15 protein-coding genes, 1 tRNA gene and 1 other RNA gene are annotated in these 19,778 nt (G+C 60.0%); 10 read left to right on the plus strand and 7 right to left on the minus strand.

The window, feature by feature from the left end; genetic code table 11:
* Nucleotides 1–70 precede the first annotated feature (70 nt).
* The gene (cysE, locus tag ACTM82_RS03875; RefSeq protein WP_370450655.1) at nt 71–775 is read right to left on the minus strand and encodes a serine O-acetyltransferase; all 705 of its coding nucleotides are present in this window, start codon (nt 773–775) and stop codon (nt 71–73) included.
* A 223-nt stretch (nt 776–998) separates the two neighbouring features.
* Here cysE and ACTM82_RS03880 point away from each other — a divergent pair, with 223 nt between their 5' ends.
* Nucleotides 999–1,646 (plus strand): VTT domain-containing protein, encoded by a 648-nt coding sequence (locus ACTM82_RS03880; RefSeq protein ID WP_427719805.1) that lies wholly within the window; start codon nt 999–1,001, stop codon nt 1,644–1,646.
* A gap of 90 nt (nt 1,647–1,736) precedes the next feature.
* Here the strand turns inward: ACTM82_RS03880 and ACTM82_RS03885 are convergent, their stop codons facing one another.
* Nucleotides 1,737–2,549 carry a DUF6591 domain-containing protein gene (locus tag ACTM82_RS03885; protein ID WP_441054527.1) on the minus strand — a complete coding sequence of 271 codons (813 nt, stop codon included), beginning with the start codon at nt 2,547–2,549 and terminating at the stop codon, nt 1,737–1,739.
* A 168-nt stretch (nt 2,550–2,717) separates the two neighbouring features.
* Here ACTM82_RS03885 and ACTM82_RS03890 point away from each other — a divergent pair, with 168 nt between their 5' ends.
* On the plus strand, nt 2,718–3,341 hold the full coding sequence (locus ACTM82_RS03890) for a hypothetical protein (protein ID WP_441054529.1): 624 nt from the start codon (nt 2,718–2,720) through the stop codon (nt 3,339–3,341).
* Between the two features lie 12 nt (nt 3,342–3,353).
* Nucleotides 3,354–4,550 carry an SPFH domain-containing protein gene (locus ACTM82_RS03895; RefSeq protein ID WP_441054531.1) on the plus strand — a complete coding sequence of 399 codons (1,197 nt, stop codon included), beginning with the start codon at nt 3,354–3,356 and terminating at the stop codon, nt 4,548–4,550.
* A 70-nt stretch (nt 4,551–4,620) separates the two neighbouring features.
* Here the strand turns inward: ACTM82_RS03895 and ACTM82_RS03900 are convergent, their stop codons facing one another.
* Together ACTM82_RS03900 and ACTM82_RS03905 are read right to left on the minus strand one after the other, a co-directional pair.
* Nucleotides 4,621–6,264, minus strand: coding sequence for a serine/threonine-protein kinase (locus ACTM82_RS03900; protein WP_441054533.1), 1,644 nt, complete (start codon nt 6,262–6,264; stop codon nt 4,621–4,623).
* Nucleotides 6,265–6,395: 131 nt separating this feature from the next.
* Nucleotides 6,396–6,848: an XRE family transcriptional regulator gene (locus ACTM82_RS03905; protein ID WP_441054535.1), complete on the minus strand. Its 453-nt coding sequence runs from the start codon at nt 6,846–6,848 to the stop codon at nt 6,396–6,398.
* 333 nt (nt 6,849–7,181) lie between these two features.
* On the opposite strand from ACTM82_RS03905, the gene ACTM82_RS03910 reads away from it, so the two are divergent.
* Nucleotides 7,182–8,234 carry a branched-chain amino acid aminotransferase gene (locus ACTM82_RS03910; protein ID WP_427728837.1) on the plus strand — a complete coding sequence of 351 codons (1,053 nt, stop codon included), beginning with the start codon at nt 7,182–7,184 and terminating at the stop codon, nt 8,232–8,234.
* A 558-nt stretch (nt 8,235–8,792) separates the two neighbouring features.
* Here the strand turns inward: ACTM82_RS03910 and ACTM82_RS03915 are convergent.
* The gene (locus tag ACTM82_RS03915) at nt 8,793–9,344 is read right to left on the minus strand and encodes a LemA family protein (RefSeq protein ID WP_441054537.1); all 552 of its coding nucleotides are present in this window, start codon (nt 9,342–9,344) and stop codon (nt 8,793–8,795) included.
* Between the two features lie 211 nt (nt 9,345–9,555).
* Here ACTM82_RS03915 and ACTM82_RS03920 point away from each other — a divergent pair, with 211 nt between their 5' ends.
* The gene (locus tag ACTM82_RS03920) at nt 9,556–10,140 is read left to right on the plus strand and encodes a TetR/AcrR family transcriptional regulator (RefSeq protein WP_441054539.1); all 585 of its coding nucleotides are present in this window, start codon (nt 9,556–9,558) and stop codon (nt 10,138–10,140) included.
* 2 nt (nt 10,141–10,142) lie between these two features.
* Here the strand turns inward: ACTM82_RS03920 and ACTM82_RS03925 are convergent.
* Nucleotides 10,143–10,232, minus strand: a tRNA-Ser gene (locus ACTM82_RS03925).
* Between the two features lie 51 nt (nt 10,233–10,283).
* Here ACTM82_RS03925 and tadA point away from each other — a divergent pair.
* The 5 genes from tadA (at nt 10,284) to bilS (ending at nt 17,014) form a co-directional block, all read left to right on the plus strand.
* Nucleotides 10,284–12,065, plus strand: coding sequence for a tRNA adenosine(34) deaminase TadA (gene tadA, locus ACTM82_RS03930; RefSeq protein WP_441054541.1), 1,782 nt, complete (start codon nt 10,284–10,286; stop codon nt 12,063–12,065).
* A 104-nt stretch (nt 12,066–12,169) separates the two neighbouring features.
* An RNA gene (gene ffs, locus ACTM82_RS03935) (signal recognition particle sRNA small type) lies at nt 12,170–12,265 on the plus strand.
* Between the two features lie 342 nt (nt 12,266–12,607).
* Complete coding sequence (locus ACTM82_RS03940) at nt 12,608–14,491, plus strand: ABC transporter ATP-binding protein (RefSeq protein ID WP_441054543.1); 1,884 nt, start codon at nt 12,608–12,610, stop codon at nt 14,489–14,491.
* Complete coding sequence (locus ACTM82_RS03945; protein WP_441054545.1) at nt 14,492–16,351, plus strand: ABC transporter ATP-binding protein; 1,860 nt, start codon at nt 14,492–14,494, stop codon at nt 16,349–16,351.
* Nucleotides 16,352–16,462: 111 nt separating this feature from the next.
* Complete coding sequence (gene bilS, locus ACTM82_RS03950; RefSeq protein ID WP_427727654.1) at nt 16,463–17,014, plus strand: flavodoxin family protein BilS; 552 nt, start codon at nt 16,463–16,465, stop codon at nt 17,012–17,014.
* Between the two features lie 312 nt (nt 17,015–17,326).
* Here the strand turns inward: bilS and ACTM82_RS03955 are convergent, their stop codons facing one another.
* Nucleotides 17,327–19,627, minus strand: a complete 2,301-nt coding sequence (locus ACTM82_RS03955) for an LTA synthase family protein (RefSeq protein WP_441054547.1) — start codon at nt 19,625–19,627, stop codon at nt 17,327–17,329.
* Nucleotides 19,628–19,778: the final 151 nt, after the last annotated feature.

Genomic DNA, 19,778 nt, shown 5'->3' on the forward strand with positions numbered 1-19,778 from the left:
CTGTAAAACCGCAGCTACCGGCACGATGTGACAAAAGGACAGTCCCTTTGTTACATCGTGCCGTCCGCGTCTAGCGTTCGTCCACAAGTTTGGCAACGAGGGCTTTGAGCTCGGCTACCTCTTGCTCGAGTTCTTTGACGCGGCGGGCGTTCTCGGTGATGCCCTGACGGTTGAGGGCGGACTGCTCGGCGGCATCGTCAGGCATGTACTCGCGGTGCTGCTTGGCGTCGAAGCTCTCCTCGAACACGCGGCAGCCGTTGCGCTTGATGATGCGTCCCGGTACGCCCACGACGGTGCAGTTGTCGGGCACGTCCTTGACGACAACCGAGTTGCCGCCGATTTTGACGTTGTTGCCGATGCGAATGTTGCCGAGCACCTTGGCGCCCGTGCCCACGGTGACGTTGTTGCCCAGGGTGGGGTGGCGCTTGCCGGTTTCGTTGCCGGTGCCGCCAAGCGTGACGCCCTGGTAGAGCACGCAGTTGTCGCCCACGATGGTGGTTTCGCCGATGACGACGCCCATGGCGTGGTCGATAAAGAAATGCTTGCCGATCTGTGCAGCGGGATGAATCTCGACCCCGGTGATGTGGCGGGTGATTTGCGAGAGCACACGGGCGAGCGAGCGATGACCGTGCTCCCACAGCCAGTGCTCGGGCACGTGGTTCCACTTGGCGTGCAGGCCAGGATAGGAAAGGAAGATGACCAAACCGTTTTGCGCGGCGGGGTCCTGCGTCTGGACGGTCTTGATGTCCTCGCGAATGGTATTGATAAAGCTCACCGGCCGCCCTCCCTTAGCGCCATGGCAATGCGATTCAATAAAGTATAGCGATTCGCTAGGGATTAGGAAGAATAATCTTGGCGGCTTTGCATGACAGGTGTCAGTTATGCAAACTTGCTGGTAATGGAGTCATGCTTTTGTGGGGTTGCGCACGAGGGGGCACCGCAACCGTATACTGGTCAACTTGGACGTATCCGCGCCCACAACTGAGAGGTTTTACTTCATGGGTTTCATCAATTTTATCGCCGAGCTACTCAAAGATCCGCGCACCGCGATTGCCAGCTGGATCGCCGCCGGCCCGCTTATGGCCTACGGCTGCGTGTTCCTCATTATCTTCGTTGAGACAGGCGTGGTGTTCTTCCCGTTCCTTCCCGGCGATTCACTGCTGTTTGCTTCGGGCTTCTTTGCCCATAACGGTGGCTTTAACATCGTGGCCCTGCTGGCCGTAGCATGGGCTGCTGCCATCCTGGGCGACCAGTGCAACTTTATGATCGGTCACTTCTTTGGCAAAAAGATCATCGCTTCGGGCAAGGTCAAGGCCATGACGCCCGAGCGTATCAAAAAGTCCGAGGACTTCTTGGACAAGTGGGGTCACCTGGCCATCTTCCTCGGCCGCTTCTTCCCGTTTATCCGCACCTTTGTGCCCTTCATTGCCGGCATGGGCGGCATGCACTGGCGCAACTTTGTCATCTACAACGTGCTGGGCGGCATTACCTGGTCGACGGTCTTTACACTGCTGGGCTACTTCTTTGGTGGCATCCCCTTTGTGCAGGAGCACTTTGAGTTGCTGATCATTGGCATCGTAGCCGTGTCGATCATCCCGACTGTGATCGGCCTGGTTAAGGCTAAGCTCGGCAAACAGAACGCGTAGGCGTCTAAAACCGATTGGTGCAAAAAGACCCGCCACTTGGATGACGGGTCTTTTTTGTTGTGCGAACGATATGTGGCGTTGAGTGCGAGGCTATTGGACCTCGCTCAACTTCTGCAGCACACGCCCTTGTACCTCAAGGTAATAGGCCTGGTCCTCGGCGGAAAGCGAGCTTTCATCGACGCTATCAAATTTCTGCGACCACTCGCTGTACTGCTGCATCATCGATCCGTAGTCGGCAAGCATCGATGCGGTGTCGTCTGAATTCTCGTACTTTTTCATGAACTCGACGTAGCTGTTCATAAACTGCTCGTAGCCGTCCATCATGGCACGGAAATCGGACGAGGATGTGGCTGGGGCGGATTCGGCCTGTGAATCAGTGGCTACCGCATCGGTGTCGTCGGCCGCGTCTGCCTGTTCGCTGTTGTCCTGCGGCTTCTCGAGCTCGATGTCGAGGGACTTTGAGCTGCTGTAGTAGGACAAGGTCAGTTTTGCTCCGCTGGGTGCCGTTGCCTCAAAATCATCGGTGCCTTCGCCCGAGAAATCGGTATAGCCGGCTTCTTTGCAAGCAACGACGTAGCTATCGTAGTCTGCTTGTGAGACCTCTTTCAGCGTTGCCGAGAAAGATTCGGAGCTGTTCTCGTATATCTCGCCCTTGTTTGTCTTGGGCTTGGGCAGTTCGGTCGCGAGACCGCTGCTGGGCCAGGTGAATGTTTCGACGGTTTTTGAGGGGCTCGAAGAACTGCAGCCGCCCACACAGGAGCTGATGCGTGCCAAGATAATCAGGATAACAAGCACTGCCAGAACGATCGGCCATTTTTTCTTACCTTTGGGCGGCTTGCCGTCAGGCGTCGACACCGTTTGGGGGACGCCATTATCCCCGCTGCCCGAAGCTTCCCAATCCATAGTTGTTCCTTCCCTCGATATGGATGACACTGTTTCGAATTGTGGCTGTGGGCTGCGGGGATTTCATCAGCTGCCAACTGAATCTGGTGAGAAATTCAGTTGGCAGCTGATGAAATTATTTGCCCGGTGTTTAGGATGGGAAGAAAACGTTGGACGGGAGATGGCGGCGTGGACGAGTATAATCTGGCACCCGGCGAGCTCATCATCATGCAGACCTCGAATGTGCGCTTGGGCGTTGGCTCTGGTAGCGAGGCTCTCGATGAGATTGTGCTTACAAATATGAATCTAATCTTGGTCGCAACGGTCTCCGAGGGGCTGTTTAAAACTCGACGCTATCTCAAGCGCTGCCCGCTCGATTCGATTCTGTGTTCGGCAGATGTTCCCCAGGCTATCGCAGCACGTGTGAATAGTACGCCGGTGCTGCGAGTCGCATTTTCGGAGGAGACCGTTACGGTGAGCTTTACCGAAGGCGGCAAGCGCCTGGCCGACCGTTGGGCCGAAAGCGTGCGCCGCGCGGCGGCGGGCAACATCGATGCCATTGATACCTCGGAGCTTCCCTCGGGCACTGCGGCAGAGATTGCAGATTTTGTAGACGGTGCCGTGGGCGTTGTCGGGGCAGTTGGCGACTCCATTGGCAGTGCCTTGGGTGCTTCTCTGAAGGTGCAAAAGCCTCATGCCGAGAAGATGGCCGCAAAGGTGACAGCAAAGTGTCCCGGATGCCATGCGCCCGTCGCGGGACGCAAAGGCCAAGGCGTTGTTTGTTCGTACTGCGATACCAAGTTTGTGCTGTAGGGTGAGGTAATCGTGGGTATTGTAAATGTTGCGATTGACTCGCTTGGCGGCGTCCTTGCCGATCAATGGAAAGATATTGTCACTGCCAGTCATTTTGACGAGCACGTTGTTGTCGCTCCGGGGGTGCGTAAGGTTGGGCAAAACGGGCGTGGCGGAAACTACGGATCGAGTGACGTTCTGTCCAACGGCTCGCTCATTTTTGTTCCCGAGAACACCGCGGCGTTTATTTTTAGTCAGGCGGGCATCGAGCAAGTTATAACGGAACCGGGCGGTTTTGAGTATCGCGACGGCGAAGCGTCGCTTTTTGATGACCACGACCGTGAGGAGCAGGGCGTCCTCAAAATGGTCCTCGGACAGGCGGCGCGTCGTGTCGGCCATGCTGGTATGTCACCGTCGCAGAAGCGTGTGGCGTTTGTCAATCTGCGCGAAATCCGCGGCATCAGGTTTGGCACGCGTGGACCGCTTGCGTATAACGACTTGTTTTACGGCGCGGATCTTGAGGTCTTCGCGTATGGTCAGCTGTCGCTGCAGGTAGTGGATGCCGAGCGTTTTATCAGGAATTTTCTTCCTGCGAACGTCTATAGCTATTCGTTTGACGACCCGCGCGCACGGAGCATGCTGATTGCAGAGTTTCTGGCTTCGCTCATCGTGGCCACGAATGCCTTGTCGTCCGAGGTCCGAATTTCGCAGCTGCCGTCACACGTCAACGAAATTCGCCATATGATCCTGGACGAGGGCGATAACGCGGGGTCATGGCAAGATCGCTTTGGCATCAAGCTTGTGCAAGTCGCCATCGAAAACATTGAATTCTCCGATGAGTCGCGCGAGCTTATCAAGAGCTATGCGAAAAAGAAGCTGGATGTTAGCGCTTACGAGGGGGTTTCTAAGCAGGCAGCCGATGTGGCGGCTCAGCAGATGATTGCCGAGGGCGTACGCGAGAACGGGTTTGGCGCCGCGGGCGGCATGGTGCTCGGCATGGGGCTGGCGGGAATGCTCAACCCCCGTAACGCTTCTGTAGAAGGCGGCGCGGGCGCGGACTGTACGCCGGATACGACGGAGCCCAAGGAGACGCCAGGAGGTGGTGCCGAGTCCGCGCGGACGCTTGAGGATCAAATAGAGGCCGTAAAGAAATTCAAAGAGCTTCTCGATGCCGGGATTTTGACGCAAGAGGAGTTTGATGCCAAGAAGCGTGAGATTCTAGGGCTGTAGAAGTATGGAAGGGCCGGCGCGATGCCGGTCCTTCTTTGTGCTGCGGAATTATTCGCGGTGCCCTCCGGTTCTACCACTGGGCGGCGTAGATATCGCAGCTTGCGTGCGGGGGCGGATTGTGGACATCGACCGAAACGGGGGTCGTGGAACCGACGGCGGGGCAGTCGGAAAAGTTGTTATAGCCAGCAACGATGTTGCCCTGCTTGTCGCGCAGGATGGCCGATAGGAACACCTGGGTCTTATCAAAGCCGCTCGGGGCGCTTTGGAGTTTGAGCTTTGCCAAGAATGACTGCATGCCGTCTGTCCCAGCGGATTCGGTACTATCGAAAATTTCGTACACCGGCGCTTCGGTGGCGGTGGCAAGTGCAACGCCGCTGGGTGTGACTGCCTCGAACTCAACGCGCGCGGGAGCGGTGCCATTTCCCGTCTGATCGCCAAAGTAGGCGGTCTGGCCGGGCTCGATGGCGCTGTAGGTTTTCTCATCCGTAAAGATCAGGTTATCGTCCGCATCGTATCCGGAGATCTTAATGGTGGGAAATGCGATAGCGGCAGTGCCGTCGGAGTTTTTAAGGCCGATGCCAAAGTGGACGTACCCGTGCCCATCAACCGACCAGCCTGATTCCGCAATCGAGAGCTCGGCGGATAAACGGTTGGTATTGCTAGCCGAATTTGCTTTTTTGGATGTCGAAACGCCATCAGACTGGCCGGCTTGCGATGAGGACGTGGGCCCGTTGTTGCTTTCTCGGTCGGCGTGGAATGTCGAGATGGCAATCGCGCCGACTGCCATCAGCCCGGCAAGCATCGCGGTGACGAGTGCCAGTTTTAGCAACAGGCCGCCAAAGGTCCGCGTCCTGCTTTTGCCTGGATTGCGCTTAGGCGCATGCGTGCCCGCCGCCATTTGGGCATGGTCGACCTGCCCATCTGTGCCAGAAGATGCCCTGTCGTTTCCCGGTCGAGACGAGCCGGCGAGCGCCCCTGCCAGCTCTGCTGCAGACTGAAATCGCGCGCTTGGCTCAAACGAGCAGGCGCACGTGATGGCATGGGCGAGCGTCGCGGGTGCATTATCAAGATTCTTCTTAAGAATCTGCTCGTAAGCCTCGTCATCGGGCCGGACACCCGTAAGCGCAAAGCCAAGAACGCGTCCGATGGAGTAGACATCACTTCGCGCATCGGTCTGGGCAAAGCCGTATTGTTCGGGCGAGGCGAACCCCCAAGTTCCGAGGGAAGTCGTGTCCTTGCTTGCCCCTTCGACGCGCATGCGGGCAATACCGAGGTCGATGAGGTGCGCGCCGTTCGCGGCAACCACGATATTGTTGGGGGAAATGTCACGGTGGACGATACCGTGTCTGTGGAGCTCCTCGGCCGCCTCGCAAAGCTCGATGCCAAGCGATGTCGTCTCTTCCGGCGTCAACGGCCCATCGGTTTCGATAACTTTGGAAAGCGACCGACCCGGCACAAAGTCGTAGACGACAACAAAGTGCTCGGGTAGTTCGTAGGTCGCCTCAACGCGGGGAAGGCGGGGCGAGCTGCATTCTGTGAGTGCCGACCATACATTGCGGCGGGCAAGCTCCTGTCGAATCTTCTTTCGCACGAAGGGACCGGCTCCGTCAATCGTGACGAGTTCGGTAATGCCGTCTTCGCCGCGTGCGAGCACCTGCTCGACGCGATAGGTGTCGTCAAGGCTCATGGCATGCATGAGCTGGTTGTCGTTCAAGCCGTCCTCCCTTCATGGTAGCTGGGCAAATGCCCCAAAAATAATATGCCAACGATTGTTCTGTTTGTTCAGTTGGCAACTGAATCGCGTATGGAGACGATAGGCCGCGGGGCTCGCGCGGACGTGGGCGTTTATTTGAGTGGGTTGGTTCCCAGAAGCGTTTTTTCACCCAGGCGGTAGAGCTCGTCGTCGGTGCACGCTCGGCTCATGCCGCGTTCGATGCACCAGATGACGATGGCGTCGCGGCGATCCTTGCACCAAAGCTCGGCGACGCTATCGAGTCTCAGAAGGCGCTGCGTCTCTCGAAGCGTGCAGCCGATGCCGAGTGCCAACATGATGGCGTGGTCGCGGCCGGGGCGGCTTTTGCCGGCAAAGATGTCGTACACAACGGTCGGGTTAAGGCCCGAGTTGCGTGCGACGTCCGAGCGCTTGATGCGGCGCGCGTCGATGAGGCAGCGCAAGTACGAGGGAAGCGTTTGGTCGACGGTTTCGCCTTCGTCCAGATAGGCGTCGATGCTCGAACTGGCCAACAGCCGCTTGAGCAGGTCTTCCGTCAAGTGTTCGCGTTTGTTCTGAGTTGCCAAGGGGGCTCCAATCATCGTCTCGACTTAGAGTATATCGATAGGGCGGTCGCGGGGCGCATGGGGCGAGCGGACGCCGCGGCTTGGAGGACGCCTATTTACCCTGGTGAATTCCGAAGCAAATGAAAATACTTTACTTAGTTAAAGAAAAACGTTTTATCCGACGCGCGCGGGGAGTACAATCTCGTCCATGCGAATCGACGTGCCATCGGCTTCGATGTTGCCCGCGTGTCCCGTCCGGCTCTACGCTCCGGGCGTGCGACGTTGCGACACGGTCGGCCTCGGTCCTTGCGTGCGGGTTCGCGAGTATGCAACTGTGTATGTAAGGAGCGACATATGACTGTCGAGAAGAAGGATATCGATTGGGGTAGCCTCGGCTTTGGCTACATGAAGACCGATTACAGCTACGAGGCTCATTGGAAGGATGGCGAGTGGGACGAGGGCGGCCTGACCACCGACCACACCATGCATGTCTCCGAGTGCGGCGGCATCTTCCATTACTGCCAGGAGGTCTTTGAGGGCCTGAAGGCCTACACCGCCGAGGATGGCAGCATCGTCTGCTTCCGTCCCGACATGAACGCTGAGCGCATGTATAACTCTGCCCAGCGCCTCGAGATGCCGCCGTTCCCCAAGGACAAGTTCGTTGAGGCCGTCAAGCAGGTCGTTTCTGCCAATGCTGCCTGGGTTCCGCCTTTCGGCTCCGGTGCGACCCTGTACGTGCGTCCGTTTATGATTGGCTCTGGTGACGTGATTGGCGTGGCTCCTGCTCCTGAGTACACGTTCCGCATTCTCGTGACTCCGGTCGGTCCGTACTTTAAGGGCGGCCTTAAGCCCGTTAAGCTGCGCGTTTCCGAGTATGACCGTGCAGCCCCGCATGGCACCGGCAACATCAAGGCCGGCCTGAACTACGCCATGTCCCTTAAGCCCACGATGGAGGCCCATCGCGAGGGCTATGCCGAGAACCTGTATCTTGACTCCGAGTCTCGCACCTATGTCGAGGAGACCGGTGGCGCCAACGTCCTGTTCGTGAAAGAGGACGGCACCCTCGTCGTTCCGCAGTCGCACACCGACTCGATCCTGCCCTCCATCACCCGTCGCTCGCTCGTTCAGGTCGCTCAGGACCTGGGCATGACCGTTGATCAGCGTCCCGTCGAGTGGGCCGAGGTTAAGGCCGGCACCTTTGTCGAGTGCGGTCTGTGCGGCACCGCTGCTGTTATCTCCCCAGTCGGCGAGATTGACAACAAGGTTTATGGTGCCGACGAGACCGTGACCTTCCCGGCTGGCTGCACCGAGATCGGCCCTGTTATGAAGAAACTTCGCGAGACCCTGACTGGTATTCAGTCTGGTGCTGTTGAGGATAAGCACAACTGGGTTTACACCGTCGCGTAAGCTGTCTTGTATGTTCGGCCCGAGGGCGACCTTCCTTTCCGGCGCGTCCTCGGATATGAAAGAACCCCCGCTGCGCACTACGTGCGGCGGGGGTTCTTTCGTCCTGCGGAGTGCGCTTGGGTGTGGGCTCCATAAGGAGCTTGGCCCTAGTGACCCCGCGCAGTTCTGTAGGAAAACCGCGCACCAGGAAGAGGTGCGTGCGCGGTTTTCCGGTTGCCGCTCGCCTGGGGTGGGACGGGGAGTACATTTTTGGGAGTTTTCAGCAGCCGGGTGCGCATGCATACGGGATTTTGGGCGAAAGTCAGGCGCCGTGAGCCGCATCCTGTAGAAAATGAGTGATCCCTGAGGTGCTGAGGGCTCAGAATCAGGGTTTTCAACGCGGTTTTGTGGGTCCGTTCCTGTTCCTTTGGGCTCCAGGATGCTGAAAACTCCAAAATTTGCACGCCGCCCTCTGGGGTACCTGCGGGCAAAAAGCAACCGTCCCGCCGAAGTATGCATTCGACGGGACGGTTTATGCGGTTTATGTATATACCCGATTAAGGATACGCTGCGGATCTGTTAGAACTTGACGGTCGGTGCCTGGCGGGCAGCTTCGGCGGCCTCAAAGCCCTGGCGCTCCTTAAACTGGAAGATGCCGGCAAAGATAACGGCCGGGAACGTCTGGATGGCGTTGTTGTAGCTGAGCACGCAGTCGTTGTAGCTCTGGCGCGCGTAGCTCACCTTGTTCTCGGTGTCCTCGAGCGTAGCCTGGAGCTGCATAAAGTTGGTGTTCGCCTTAAGGTCGGGGTAGGCCTCGGCCACGGCAAAGAGCTGGCGCAGTGCACCGGTCAGCACGTTGTCGGCTTCCATTTTGGCCTCGGGGGTGGTGGCGCTTACGGCGGTGTTGCGCGCGTTGATCACGGCGGCGAGCGTGTCCTGCTCGTGCTTGGCGTAGCCCTTGACGGTCTCGACCAGGTTGGGGATCAGGTCGTTGCGGCGCTGCAGCTGCGTGTCGATGTTCTGCCAGGCGTTATCGATACGATTGCGCTTGGTAACCATGTTGTTGTAGATGCCAGCGATGGCGCAGCCGATCACAACGACAACAACGATACCGATGATGACGGGAAGCATGATGTCTCCGTTTCGAATGGCAGCGGCGTTTTGCGCCGGCCGTTGTTGGTATAACGTATCTAGTATACCCGCAACCTTTGGCGGTGCCGAACTTTCCGGTAAGCGTTTTGTTTCAACCAGGGAGGGGGCGCCAATATCGAACGGGTGGTACAGGTGTAAGATATGCGACAAATTACGGAATGCTGTCTACGCCTTGAGGATGGTGATACGGATGGACCTTCGCATCAAGAAAACCTATCGTGCCCTGTTCGACGCCTTTACCGAGCTTTTGGAAGAGCATCGGTTTGAGGATTTGACGGTTGCCATGCTTTGCGACCGGGCCCTGATTCGCCGCACGACGTTCTATAAGCATTTTCGCGATAAAAACGATTATTTTGCCTTCTATATCGATGAGCTTATGACGGGCTTGCCCCAAAACCAGACCGACGCAGCGGACGCGGAGCCGCTTGTGGATGTACAGGCGCTTCGCCATGAGGTCTTTGACGATGCCATGAATATGGTACTGGCGCATGAGCAGCTCATGGATAACCTTTTGGCGAGCAGCATGTCGGGCATGCTGACCGGCATGATTTGCGACCGCATCGCGCATTCCATCCGTGAGCGCGTGATGAGCTCGCTTGCCGAAGACGCCCTGGCGCCCGTTTCGCTCGAGACGACATCGGAATTTATCGCCGGTGGCATTATTCGAGTGTTCACAAATTGGTGGGAATCGGGCCACGATCTTGAGAGTCGACCCGAGATGGCCGACGTGGTCGATGCGCTGTTTGAGCGCACCATGACGCCGGTGAATCACTAAGGTGGCGGAGAGAGGGGGATTCGAACCCCCGGAACGCTCTCGCGCTCAACGGTTTTCAAGACCGCCGCATTCAACCGCTCTGCCATCTCTCCGTGAGTCGTAATGATAGCATCGTTTTGAATTTGCAACAGGGAAGGCGAACGATGACGATCACTGAAATCGACGAGAAGTTCATGCGCGAGGCGCTGGCGGAGGCGCGCGCCGCTGCGACAGTGGGCGAGGTGCCGATTGGTGCTGTGGTGGTGCGTGCGGGCGAGATTGTCGCGAGGGCGCATAATCGCCGTGAGCTCGACCAGGACCCTTCGGCACATGCCGAGTTTTTGGCCCTGTGCGCCGCCGCTCAGACGCTTGGGCGTTGGCGCCTTTCCGATTGTACGGTCTACGTGACGCTCGAACCCTGCTGCATGTGCGCGGGGCTTATGGTTAACGCGCGCGTGGGGCGTTGTGTGTATGGTGCGGCCGATGCCAAGGCGGGCGCGGTGGGCTCGCTGTATGACCTCAATGCCGATTCGCGCCTGAACCATCGGTTTAATGTGGCCGCCGGCGTGCTGGCAGACGAGTGTCGTGAGGTGTTGAGCGGCTATTTTAGTGGGCTGCGTGACACCGATGGTGCTGTCTGCGGTTGTGGGGCCGATCTTGAGGCGCATGTCGCTCATGCCAAGGCACTCACGTGTGCCGAAGATATTGCCGTTGAGGCGGTCGATTTTGGTGTCGCGTGCCGCCGGCCCCGCCGTGTGCTGCTGGCGATCGACTCCTTTAAGGGCAGCGTTTCGAGTGCACAGGCGGAGGCGGCCGTTGCCGAAGGCGTGTGCCAGGTGTGGCCCGATGCCGAGCTGAGCGCTTTGCCGCTGGCAGATGGTGGCGAGGGAACGCTCGATGCCGTCGCCGCGCGCGGCGGCGAGCTTGTGACCTGCGAGGTTGCAGGCCCCTTGGGCGACCGCGTGTCTGCACGGATGCTGGTGGACGGCGAGCACGAGTCGGCTTTAGTTGAGATGGCCGAGGCGGCGGGTATTGGGTATTCGCCCTGCACGGAATCGGCGGCGATCGCGGCTTCGACCTATGGCGTGGGCGAGCTCATGCTTCGCGCGGTCCGTGCTGGGGCAAAGACTATCTATATTGGCTTGGGCGGCAGCGCTACCAACGATGGCGGCGCCGGTATGCTGCAGGCGCTGGGCGCGCATCTTGTCGATGAGTGTGGCTGCAATATCGCCCCCGGTCTTGCGGGCCTCGAACACGTGGTGAGTATCGATTTGGCGCCAGCGCTTTGGGCGCTGAATGGCGTGCGTATCGTGGTGCTTTCCGATGTTGAGAATCCGCTCGTGGGGCGTCGCGGCGCGCTTGCGGTGTTCGGTGGACAGAAGGGTCTGCCGACGGGGGATGCCGAGGCCCTGGGCAAATACGACGGATGGATGGTCGGCTACGGTCGTCTGCTCGATGCGGCGATTTTCGAGATGCGAGCCCAGAAGCTTCTGCGCGCGCCCGAGGGTGCACGGTCATTTGGCTCGGTGCTTGGTGTGCCCGGTGCCGGTGCCGCCGGCGGCTTGGGTGCCGCGCTGCTGGCGCTCGGTGCGGAGCTGCGCTCGGGCGTGGAGACGGTGCTCGATTTGATTGGGTTTGACGAGTGCGTGCGCGATGCCGACCTGGTCATAACGGGCGAGGGCAATATGGACGAGCAATCCGCCGCCGGTAAGGCGCCGGTGGGCGTGGCCCGTCGTGCGAAGCGATATAGCAAGCCGGTGGTCGCCGTCGTGGGCGGTCGTGCCGACAACCTGGATGCGGTGTATGGACAGGGTATCGACTTGGTTCTGCCGGTTTGCCGCAGGCCCATGCCCCTTGACCAAGCGCTCGACCCCCAGGAAGCCACAACCAACCTCATCTGTGCCGGCGAGGCAGCCGCTCGAGCCTACGACCTCGGCCGTATTTAAGTTTATCCAGGCAACTCAAAAGTAGTCTTTTTGGCCCCGTCCCAAATTAGCTACCTTGCCCCATCGGGCGGGAGCAGGTAAGATATATCGAGCGCCAAGCGCGCTCGATGGGTTCGGATGACGACATGTTCCGAATCTGGTCAGGTCCGGAAGGAAGCAGCCATAAGGAGCCTCTGTCGGGCATCCGAATCCATCGAGCGCACGGGCGCTTTTTTGGTGCTGCGATGCGGTCCCGGTGCCGGCGGGCTGTTTGGTGTCTCGCTGGTCCTCGGCTTTGCCTGCGGGATCGCTCGACTGCCAAACAGCCCGCCGGCACCGGGACTACTTCGTCCAAAAATCACCCGTAGAGGGCGCATTTATCTGAAGAATTGAATCCCGTGTCTTGCGGCGCTCGCTGGCGTTGCCAAAACATCGGCTGCTACATGCCTTGGGCGCTAGTGACCGTCGCCCTTACATCTGTAACGAGTTGCTTACGCATCTCCAGGGCTCGCCGTACTATCATGAATCAGATTGAAGAGAGATGATGATAGGGAGCGCCTTCTATGATTGAGCTGCTCAGGCGTTTTGGTGGTAAGTTTCTCCGGTATATGGTGATTGGCCCTGCGTGTAAGTTGATCGAAGTGATTTTTGACCTGCTTACGCCGCTGGTGATTGCCCAGATGATCGATAAGGGTATTGGCGCGCGCGATGTCAACGCCGTCGTCCACTACGGTATGGTGCTCGCCGCCATGGCTGTGATCGGCATCTCGTTTACGCTCGTCTGCCAGAAGATGGCGGCGCTCACCTCGCAGGGCATGGGCACCGACATCCGCGGCGCACTCTACCAGCACATCAATAAGCTGAGCTATGCCGAACTCGACCGCTTTGGCACGCCGTCGCTCATCACGCGCATTACCAACGATGTCAACCAGGTGCAGCTTGCCGTGGCGCTGGGCGTGCGCATGCTCATTCGCTGGCCCTTCTTGGCGGTGGGCTCTATGTGCGCGGCCCTTGCCATCGACCTTAAGCTCGGCGTGATCTTTTTGATTTGCACGCCCGCCATCGGCTTGGTGTTTTGGTTTGTCATGGCGCGCTGCATTCCGTACTACAAGCAGCTGCAGGCAAAGCTCGACCGCATCGCACTCATTTGCCGCGAGGGGCTTTCGGGCGCCCGCGTGGTCCGCGCCTTTGTACGCGAGGATCACGAGCGCGAGCGCTTTGCCCAAGCCGCCGACGACCAGGCCCATACCGCCATCGCGGTGGGCAAGCTCTCGTCGATCCTTAACCCCGTAACGTTTTTGATGATGAACCTAGGCGTGTGCGCCATCCTGTGGGTGGGCGGCATCCAGGTCAACGCGGGTGAGCTTACGCAGGGCCAGGTTATGGCGTTTGTGAACTACATGACGCAGACGCTCACCTCCATCGTGTACGTCGCCAACCTGGTCGTGGTCTTTACCAAGGCGAGCGCCAGCGCGTCGCGCATCAACGAGGTGCTCAATTGTGATCCGAGCATCACCGACGAGGGCAACCAGCCGGTCGCGCTGCCCAAGCCGAGCGAACTGGCGGGTGGCGTTGTTCCGGTTCCCGCACTGAGCTTTGACCATGCGAGCTTTTCGTTTGGCGCGGGCGCGGTAAATGCCGTGAGCGATGTGACCCTGGAGCTGCCGGCGGGCAAAACGCTCGGCATTATCGGTGGCACGGGTAGCGGCAAGTCCACACTCGTCTCGCTTATCCCACGCCTGTACGATGCGAGCACCGGCAGCGTGAGCGTGATGGGTGCCGACGTGCGCACCTGGCCGCTCGACCAGCTGCGCCGTGTGGTCGCGACCGTTCCGCAGCGCGCGTCGCTGGTGAGCGGCACCATCCGCAGCAACTTGACCTGGCGCGATGAGGCGGCAACCGACGAGGAGCTTTGGGCGGCGCTCGATATGGCGCAGGCCAGCGAGTTTGTGCGCAACAAGCCGCAGGGCCTCGATGCCCCGGTCGAGGCGGGCGGTAAGAACTTCAGCGGTGGCCAGCGTCAGCGCCTGACTATCGCGCGTGCCTTAGTGGGCTCGCCGCAGGTTCTGATTATGGATGACTCCGCCTCGGCGCTCGACTTTAAGACCGACGCAGCGCTTCGCCGTGCCATTCGCGAACGAAGCGTGTGCGGTACCGCCGAGGGCGGGCTGCCGCTGACGACCATCATCGTGAGCCAGCGCGTCTCGACCGTGCGCGACGCCGACGTGATTTGCGTACTCGACCACGGCTCGGTCGCGGGCTTGGGCACGCACGATGAGCTGTATGCAAGCTGCCAGCTCTACCGCGAGATTTGCCAGTCGCAGCTTCGCCGCGAGGAGCTCGAGGGTCAGCAGGGGGGTGCGGCGCCCACGCCCGCTCCAAGCCCCGCGCCCGTCCCAGGCGCCCCGACCGCCCCCGCATCCGTCTGCGCAAAGGAGGGCTGCTAAATGAATCCCTACACTTCCTCCGGTTCGGTCGCCACGATGACGGCCAACGTGTCCGGCAACGATAACCTCAGTGACTTGGGTGACGGCCCGCGTCAGCCCGGCGACCCCGAGCGCTATCCCGTGGGCGCGGTAACTCGCCGCCTGCTGGGCTATGTTCGTCCGCACCGCATTTCGTTTGTAGCGTCGTTTGTGAGTGCCGCCGCTTCGGTGATCTTGCAGCTCTACACGCCCATTCTCGTCGGCGAGGGCATCGACCTGATTGTCGCCGCCGGGCAGGTGGACTTCGATGCGCTGCTGCCGCTCGTTACCAGACTCGCGCTCGTCGTGGTGGGGGCCGCGGCCTTTCAGTGGCTGCAGGGCTACTGCGTCAACCGCCTGTCCTACGAGACGGTGCGCGACATGCGCGTGGAGGCGAGCGATAAGCTCAGCCGCATGCCGCTCAGCTTTATCGACAGCCATGCCCACGGCGACCTTATGGGCCGCGTGGTCAACGATGTCGATCAGGTGGGCGATGGCCTGCTGCAGGGCTTTACCCAGCTTTTCACCGGCGTTATCACCATCGTGGGCACGCTCGCGTTTATGCTCTCCATCAGCCTGACCATGACGCTCGTGGTGGTGCTCGTCACGCCGCTTTCCATTTTTGCAGCCGGTGCTATTGCCAAGCTCTCCAACAAAAGCTTTACGGCACAGCAGCGCATCCAAGGCCAGCTCGGTGGTCATATCGAGGAGTACGTGGGCGAGCAGAAGCTTGTCGACGCCTTTGCCTATGGCTCCAACGCGCAAGCGAGCTTCGATGCCCTCAATGCCGAGCTCTACACCGCGGGCGAGCGCGCGCAGTTTATGGGTTCGCTCTCCAACCCCGGCACGCGCTTTATCAATAACATCATCTATGCCGTGGTCGCTGTGATCGGCTGCGTGGGCGTGATCACGGGCGTGCCCGCGGCGCTTACGGTGGGCGGCGTGCAGATTTTCCTGTCCTATGCTAACCAGTACACCAAGCCGTTCAACGAGGTCACCAACGTTATTACGCAGATCCAGGCGGCGTATGCCTCGGCGCGCCGCGTGTTTGCGCTGCTCGATGCGCGCGAGCAGGAGCCCGACGCGTCGGACGCTATAGAGCTTGCCGCACCGCAGGGCGAGGTCGCCTTTGAGCATGTGGACTTTAGCTACGTGTCCGACCGCAAGCTGCTGCAGGATATCTGCATCGAGGCCAAGCCCGGCATGCGCTTTGCCCTGGTCGGCCCTACGGGCTGTGGCAAGACAACGCTCATCAATTTGCTGCTGCGTTTTTATGATATCGATGCCGGCCGCATTGCGGTCGATGGCCGTTCCTCGCGTGACTACACGCGCGCAAGCCTGCGCCGTGCCTTTGGCATGGTGTTGCAGGATACGTGGCTGTTCGAGGGCACGGTGGCAGATAACATAGCCTACGGCTGTCCCGATGCCACGCGCGAGCAGGTTATCGAAGCTGCCAAGCGCGCGCATGCGCACAAGTTTATCGTGCAGCTGCCGCAGGGCTACAACACGGTGATTGGCGAGGACGGCGGCACGTTTAGCCAGGGTCAAAAACAGCTGCTGTGCATCGCGCGCGTCATGCTCACCGACCCGGCGATCTTGCTGCTGGACGAGGCGACCTCGAGCATCGACACCCGCACCGAGCTGCAGGTGCAGGCGGCATTCGACGAGCTCATGGCCGGTCGCACAAGCTTTGTGGTGGCGCACCGCCTGAGCACCATTCGCAACGCCGACTGCATTCTGGTGATGCGCGACGGCGAGATTATCGAGCGCGGCACACACGACGAGCTGCTGGCGGCAGACGGCTTCTATGCCGATCTTTACCGCAGCCAGTTTGCGCAGTAGGGGCCACCGATTAGCGGCCGGTGGTTTACATCTGTCACGTTGGTACTAAGATATTCATCTAATAAATTGCATTAGTGGCTTTAGTTTTGGGGGAAACGAGGCAACGTGACTATGACGTGCTCTTTGGTGGTTAACAGCAAGAGCGGCAATACCAGGATGGTTTCGGGCGCGATCAAGCGCGCTCTGCAGGCTGCGGGTGTTGAGTTTGTCCATGCCGCGGCGTTGAGCGACGATGCGGATGCAGATCAGGTTGCGCTCGAGGCGCAGGGCGCCTGCGCGGCCGACACGGTGCTCGTCGGTTTTTGGTGTGACAAGGGCGCGTGCACGCCTTCGGTCGCGGCGTTGCTCTCCACCTTGCACGGCAAGCGCGTCTTTTTGTTTGGCACCTGCGGTTTTGGCGCCGACCAGAGCTATTATCAGCAGATTATCGATCGCGTGACCTCCAATTTGGCCAATGATGCCGAGCTTGTAGGTTGGGCGATGTGCCAGGGCAAGATGGGCCCTGCGGTCAAGCAGCGCTACGAGGCCATGCTCGAGCAAGATTCCGACAACGCCCGCGCTAAGTTGCTGCTCGACAACTGGGTTGCCGCGAAGGACCATCCGACCAAGGAAGATCTGGACAACATGGCGGCAGCCGCCAAGAAGGCCGTGCTGGGCGAGTAGGTCTATCGCTGCCGCGCGTGCGAAATAATACAGAAGAGAAAGCCTCGAAATCCTCGAGGCTTTTTCTTGACACTCGCGGGAGCAACCGTGGCAAGCGTTTGGCGAGCGCAGTTTCTCTTCAGCCCACTCAGCCCGCAACGGGTGAGGGGCGACGGCAGGCGGAGGTACGGGAAAGGTCTGTCGCGAGTTCCGCACGCATAGGGGGCCACTTAATGTGGCCCCCGTCTTGCGCAGGACTGTTTGAGCAGCAGGCCTTTCCCGTACCTCCGCCTGCCGTCGATTCGGGCCCCCGACCCCGTTACTTGATCCCCGCTACTTGATCTTGGTCGTACCCGGCGCCAGGTTGGGGTCGGTCTCGTTGGCCTCGGTCTGGAGGTGTTCGGTGTACACGTTCTTGCCGTCGCGGAACATCTCGTAGTACTGCATCTTGGCGTAATCCTCGCGCGCCTTGGTGGCCGCCGCGGCGACGGCGTCTTCGCCGGTGACGTTGGAGGAGAGCGCCCAGCGCAGGCTAGCGTCCTCGTAGCCCACCGAGTTGATGGCGGGCAGCGACTTGCGCAGCGTCATGTGCGCTTTCTGGTAGTCGGTCAGTGGTGCGCCGATCAGCTGCATCAGCTGGGTGGACAGGTAGTTGATGGACAGGTCGTCGACCTCGCTCGCCTGGTCGCAGCCGGCAACGTCGTAGTTGGCCCAGATGATGTAGTCGGTCTGCCACAGGCGCTCCTGATGCGTGGCGTCGTCCTCGCCGGTAAACCACTTATCGTTGAACTTGGACGGGAAGAACGGCTGATGGTCGCCCCAGAACACCACGACCACCTTGCGGTCGAGATTGCGCAGGGCATTGAGGAAGTAGCGCAGCGCCTGGTCGGACTGCTCGATGCACGAGACGTACTCGTCGACATCGGAGAGTGTGCCGTCCTCGATGGTCTTGGCGTCCAGATCGGTCGTGTCGATGTTCAGGTGCATCTGCTTATCTGCCGGCAGCAGGCCCGTATCGTAGCCCGAGTGGTTCTGCATGGTCACGTCAAAGATGAACTGCGGGTCGGCGTTCTGGTTGAGCAGCTCAAGGATTTTGTCGTAGGTTGCCTGGTCGGTCACCATGCCGCGCAAGGTGTCGGCTCCCTGGAAGTCGTTGATAGACAGGAACTGGTCAAAGCCAAAGTCCTTGTAGACGTTCTCACGGTTCCAGTTGGTTGCGTGGTTGGGGTGCATGGCCGTTGTGGAATATCCGAGCGACTTGAACTGCTCTGCCAGGTTTCCGGTCGTTTCCATGTTGTAGATGGTGTAGGGGTACACGCCCGAGCCCAGGTTGGCCATGGAGTTGCCGGTCATAAACTCAAACTCGGTATTGGCGGTGCCGCCGCCGTAGGCGCTCACGTAGAGCTTGCCGCGGCTGAGGCAGTCGGACAGGTTCTTAAAGTACTGCGGGCCCTCGTAGCCGGCGTGCATCTCCTGATAGATCGAAAGATCCGAGAAGGTCTCGTTCATAATGGCGATGACCGTGGGCTTCTCGCTATCGAACTGCTCTTGGGCGGCGGTACGGGCGTCGCTTGTGGCGGCATCGGACTTGTCATAGGCCTTGGCATACTTTTTGAGCGTTGCCTTGGCGTCGTCGGCGGAGTAGTTGGCGGGTTTGGGCGGCTTGATGGACTGTGCCGCACTAATAAAGGCAGGCAGATAGCCCTCGCGCCAGTAGCTCTCGAGCGGGCGCCAGGTGTAGACGGTGATGCCGAGGGTGTTGTAGTAGTCGATAAGCGTGACATGCGCGGTCACGCCGCCCAGGCACAGCACCGCCACGAGCAGGTTGGTGAGCAGCATGCGCTTGGCGTTGGCGGCACCCTTCTGACGGTGCGGTGCTACCAGGCCGGCGTACTCGCATAGCAGCATGGCGATGGCGGTAAAGCCCATGGACAGCACGCAGAACAGCGAGATCGAGTAGGTGTAGCCGTTGCCGGCGACCGCGGCGGCGGTGGAGATGGCCGAAAGGTCGCCCGGCTGGATGGGCATGGATTTAAACGTGATGACGAAGAACTCGGCAATGCCCAGGATAAAGAGGGCGAAGGCCAGGGCGGCGGGAGCTGCGCCGCGGCGCTGGAACAGGAAGAACAGGCCGACCATGAGCGTGGTGATGATGGCCCACTCGAGCAGTATGCACAGGGGGTAGACCCAGGTAAAGTCGTGGTTGGACGAGACCTCCATGCCCAGCAGCGCAAAGACGCCGGCGAGCAGCAGGCACAGCACGGCGGCGACGAGCGGTTTGCCCACAAAGGCGCCGCGCAGACGGGCGAGCTTGCCGGTGGGGGCGGGGGCGTCGGGCGCGGCGAACGCAAAGACGCGCGGGGCGATGCGGTCGCGTGCGATGCTGGCCCAGGCGCAGCCGGTGAGGATGGCGTTGGTCAGGATGAGCATCACAAAGGCGAGCGGCTCGTTTTGGGCGACGAGGCTCATGGCGCCCCAAATGGTCAAAAAGAGCTGGAACAGGCCGAAGGCGACGCTCCAGGCAAGAGCGCCCTTGGCAACGGTGCCCGACTGCGCGCGAATGGCTTTGGCCTCGCGCAAGACAAGGAAGACGGTCGCCGCAAGACCGACGAGCGAGATGGCGGCTGCGAACATGCTGAGACTCCTCACAAACTTAAAACTACGAAAGCGGGGGTTTACCCGATTGTTACCAAGATATGCGCTGCGATTGGTGGCTGCGCACAACAACCAGCCATATTAGCGCGCATGTGTGGCGGTGTGGCGCAATGTAGTGGCGACCTGCGCG

Source organism: Collinsella sp. HCP3S3_E5 (assembly GCF_052067635.1).
Taxonomy (GTDB): domain Bacteria; phylum Actinomycetota; class Coriobacteriia; order Coriobacteriales; family Coriobacteriaceae; genus Collinsella.

Excerpts from the sequence above, each read along its gene's own strand:
- ACTM82_RS03910 (WP_427728837.1), top strand. The coding sequence starts at position 7,182 with ATGACTGTCGAGAAGAAGGATATCGATTGGGGTAGCCTCGGCTTTGGC.
- ACTM82_RS03885 (WP_441054527.1), bottom strand. The coding sequence starts at position 2,549 with ATGGATTGGGAAGCTTCGGGCAGCGGGGATAATGGCGTCCCCCAAACG.
- ACTM82_RS03940 (WP_441054543.1), top strand. The coding sequence starts at position 12,608 with ATGATTGAGCTGCTCAGGCGTTTTGGTGGTAAGTTTCTCCGGTATATG.
- ACTM82_RS03955 (WP_441054547.1), bottom strand. The coding sequence starts at position 19,627 with ATGTTCGCAGCCGCCATCTCGCTCGTCGGTCTTGCGGCGACCGTCTTC.
- ACTM82_RS03880 (WP_427719805.1), top strand. The coding sequence starts at position 999 with ATGGGTTTCATCAATTTTATCGCCGAGCTACTCAAAGATCCGCGCACC.
- ACTM82_RS03945 (WP_441054545.1), top strand. The coding sequence starts at position 14,492 with ATGAATCCCTACACTTCCTCCGGTTCGGTCGCCACGATGACGGCCAAC.
- bilS (WP_427727654.1), top strand. The coding sequence starts at position 16,463 with ATGACGTGCTCTTTGGTGGTTAACAGCAAGAGCGGCAATACCAGGATG.
- ACTM82_RS03915 (WP_441054537.1), bottom strand. The coding sequence starts at position 9,344 with ATGCTTCCCGTCATCATCGGTATCGTTGTTGTCGTTGTGATCGGCTGC.
- tadA (WP_441054541.1), top strand. The coding sequence starts at position 10,284 with ATGACGATCACTGAAATCGACGAGAAGTTCATGCGCGAGGCGCTGGCG.
- ACTM82_RS03920 (WP_441054539.1), top strand. The coding sequence starts at position 9,556 with ATGGACCTTCGCATCAAGAAAACCTATCGTGCCCTGTTCGACGCCTTT.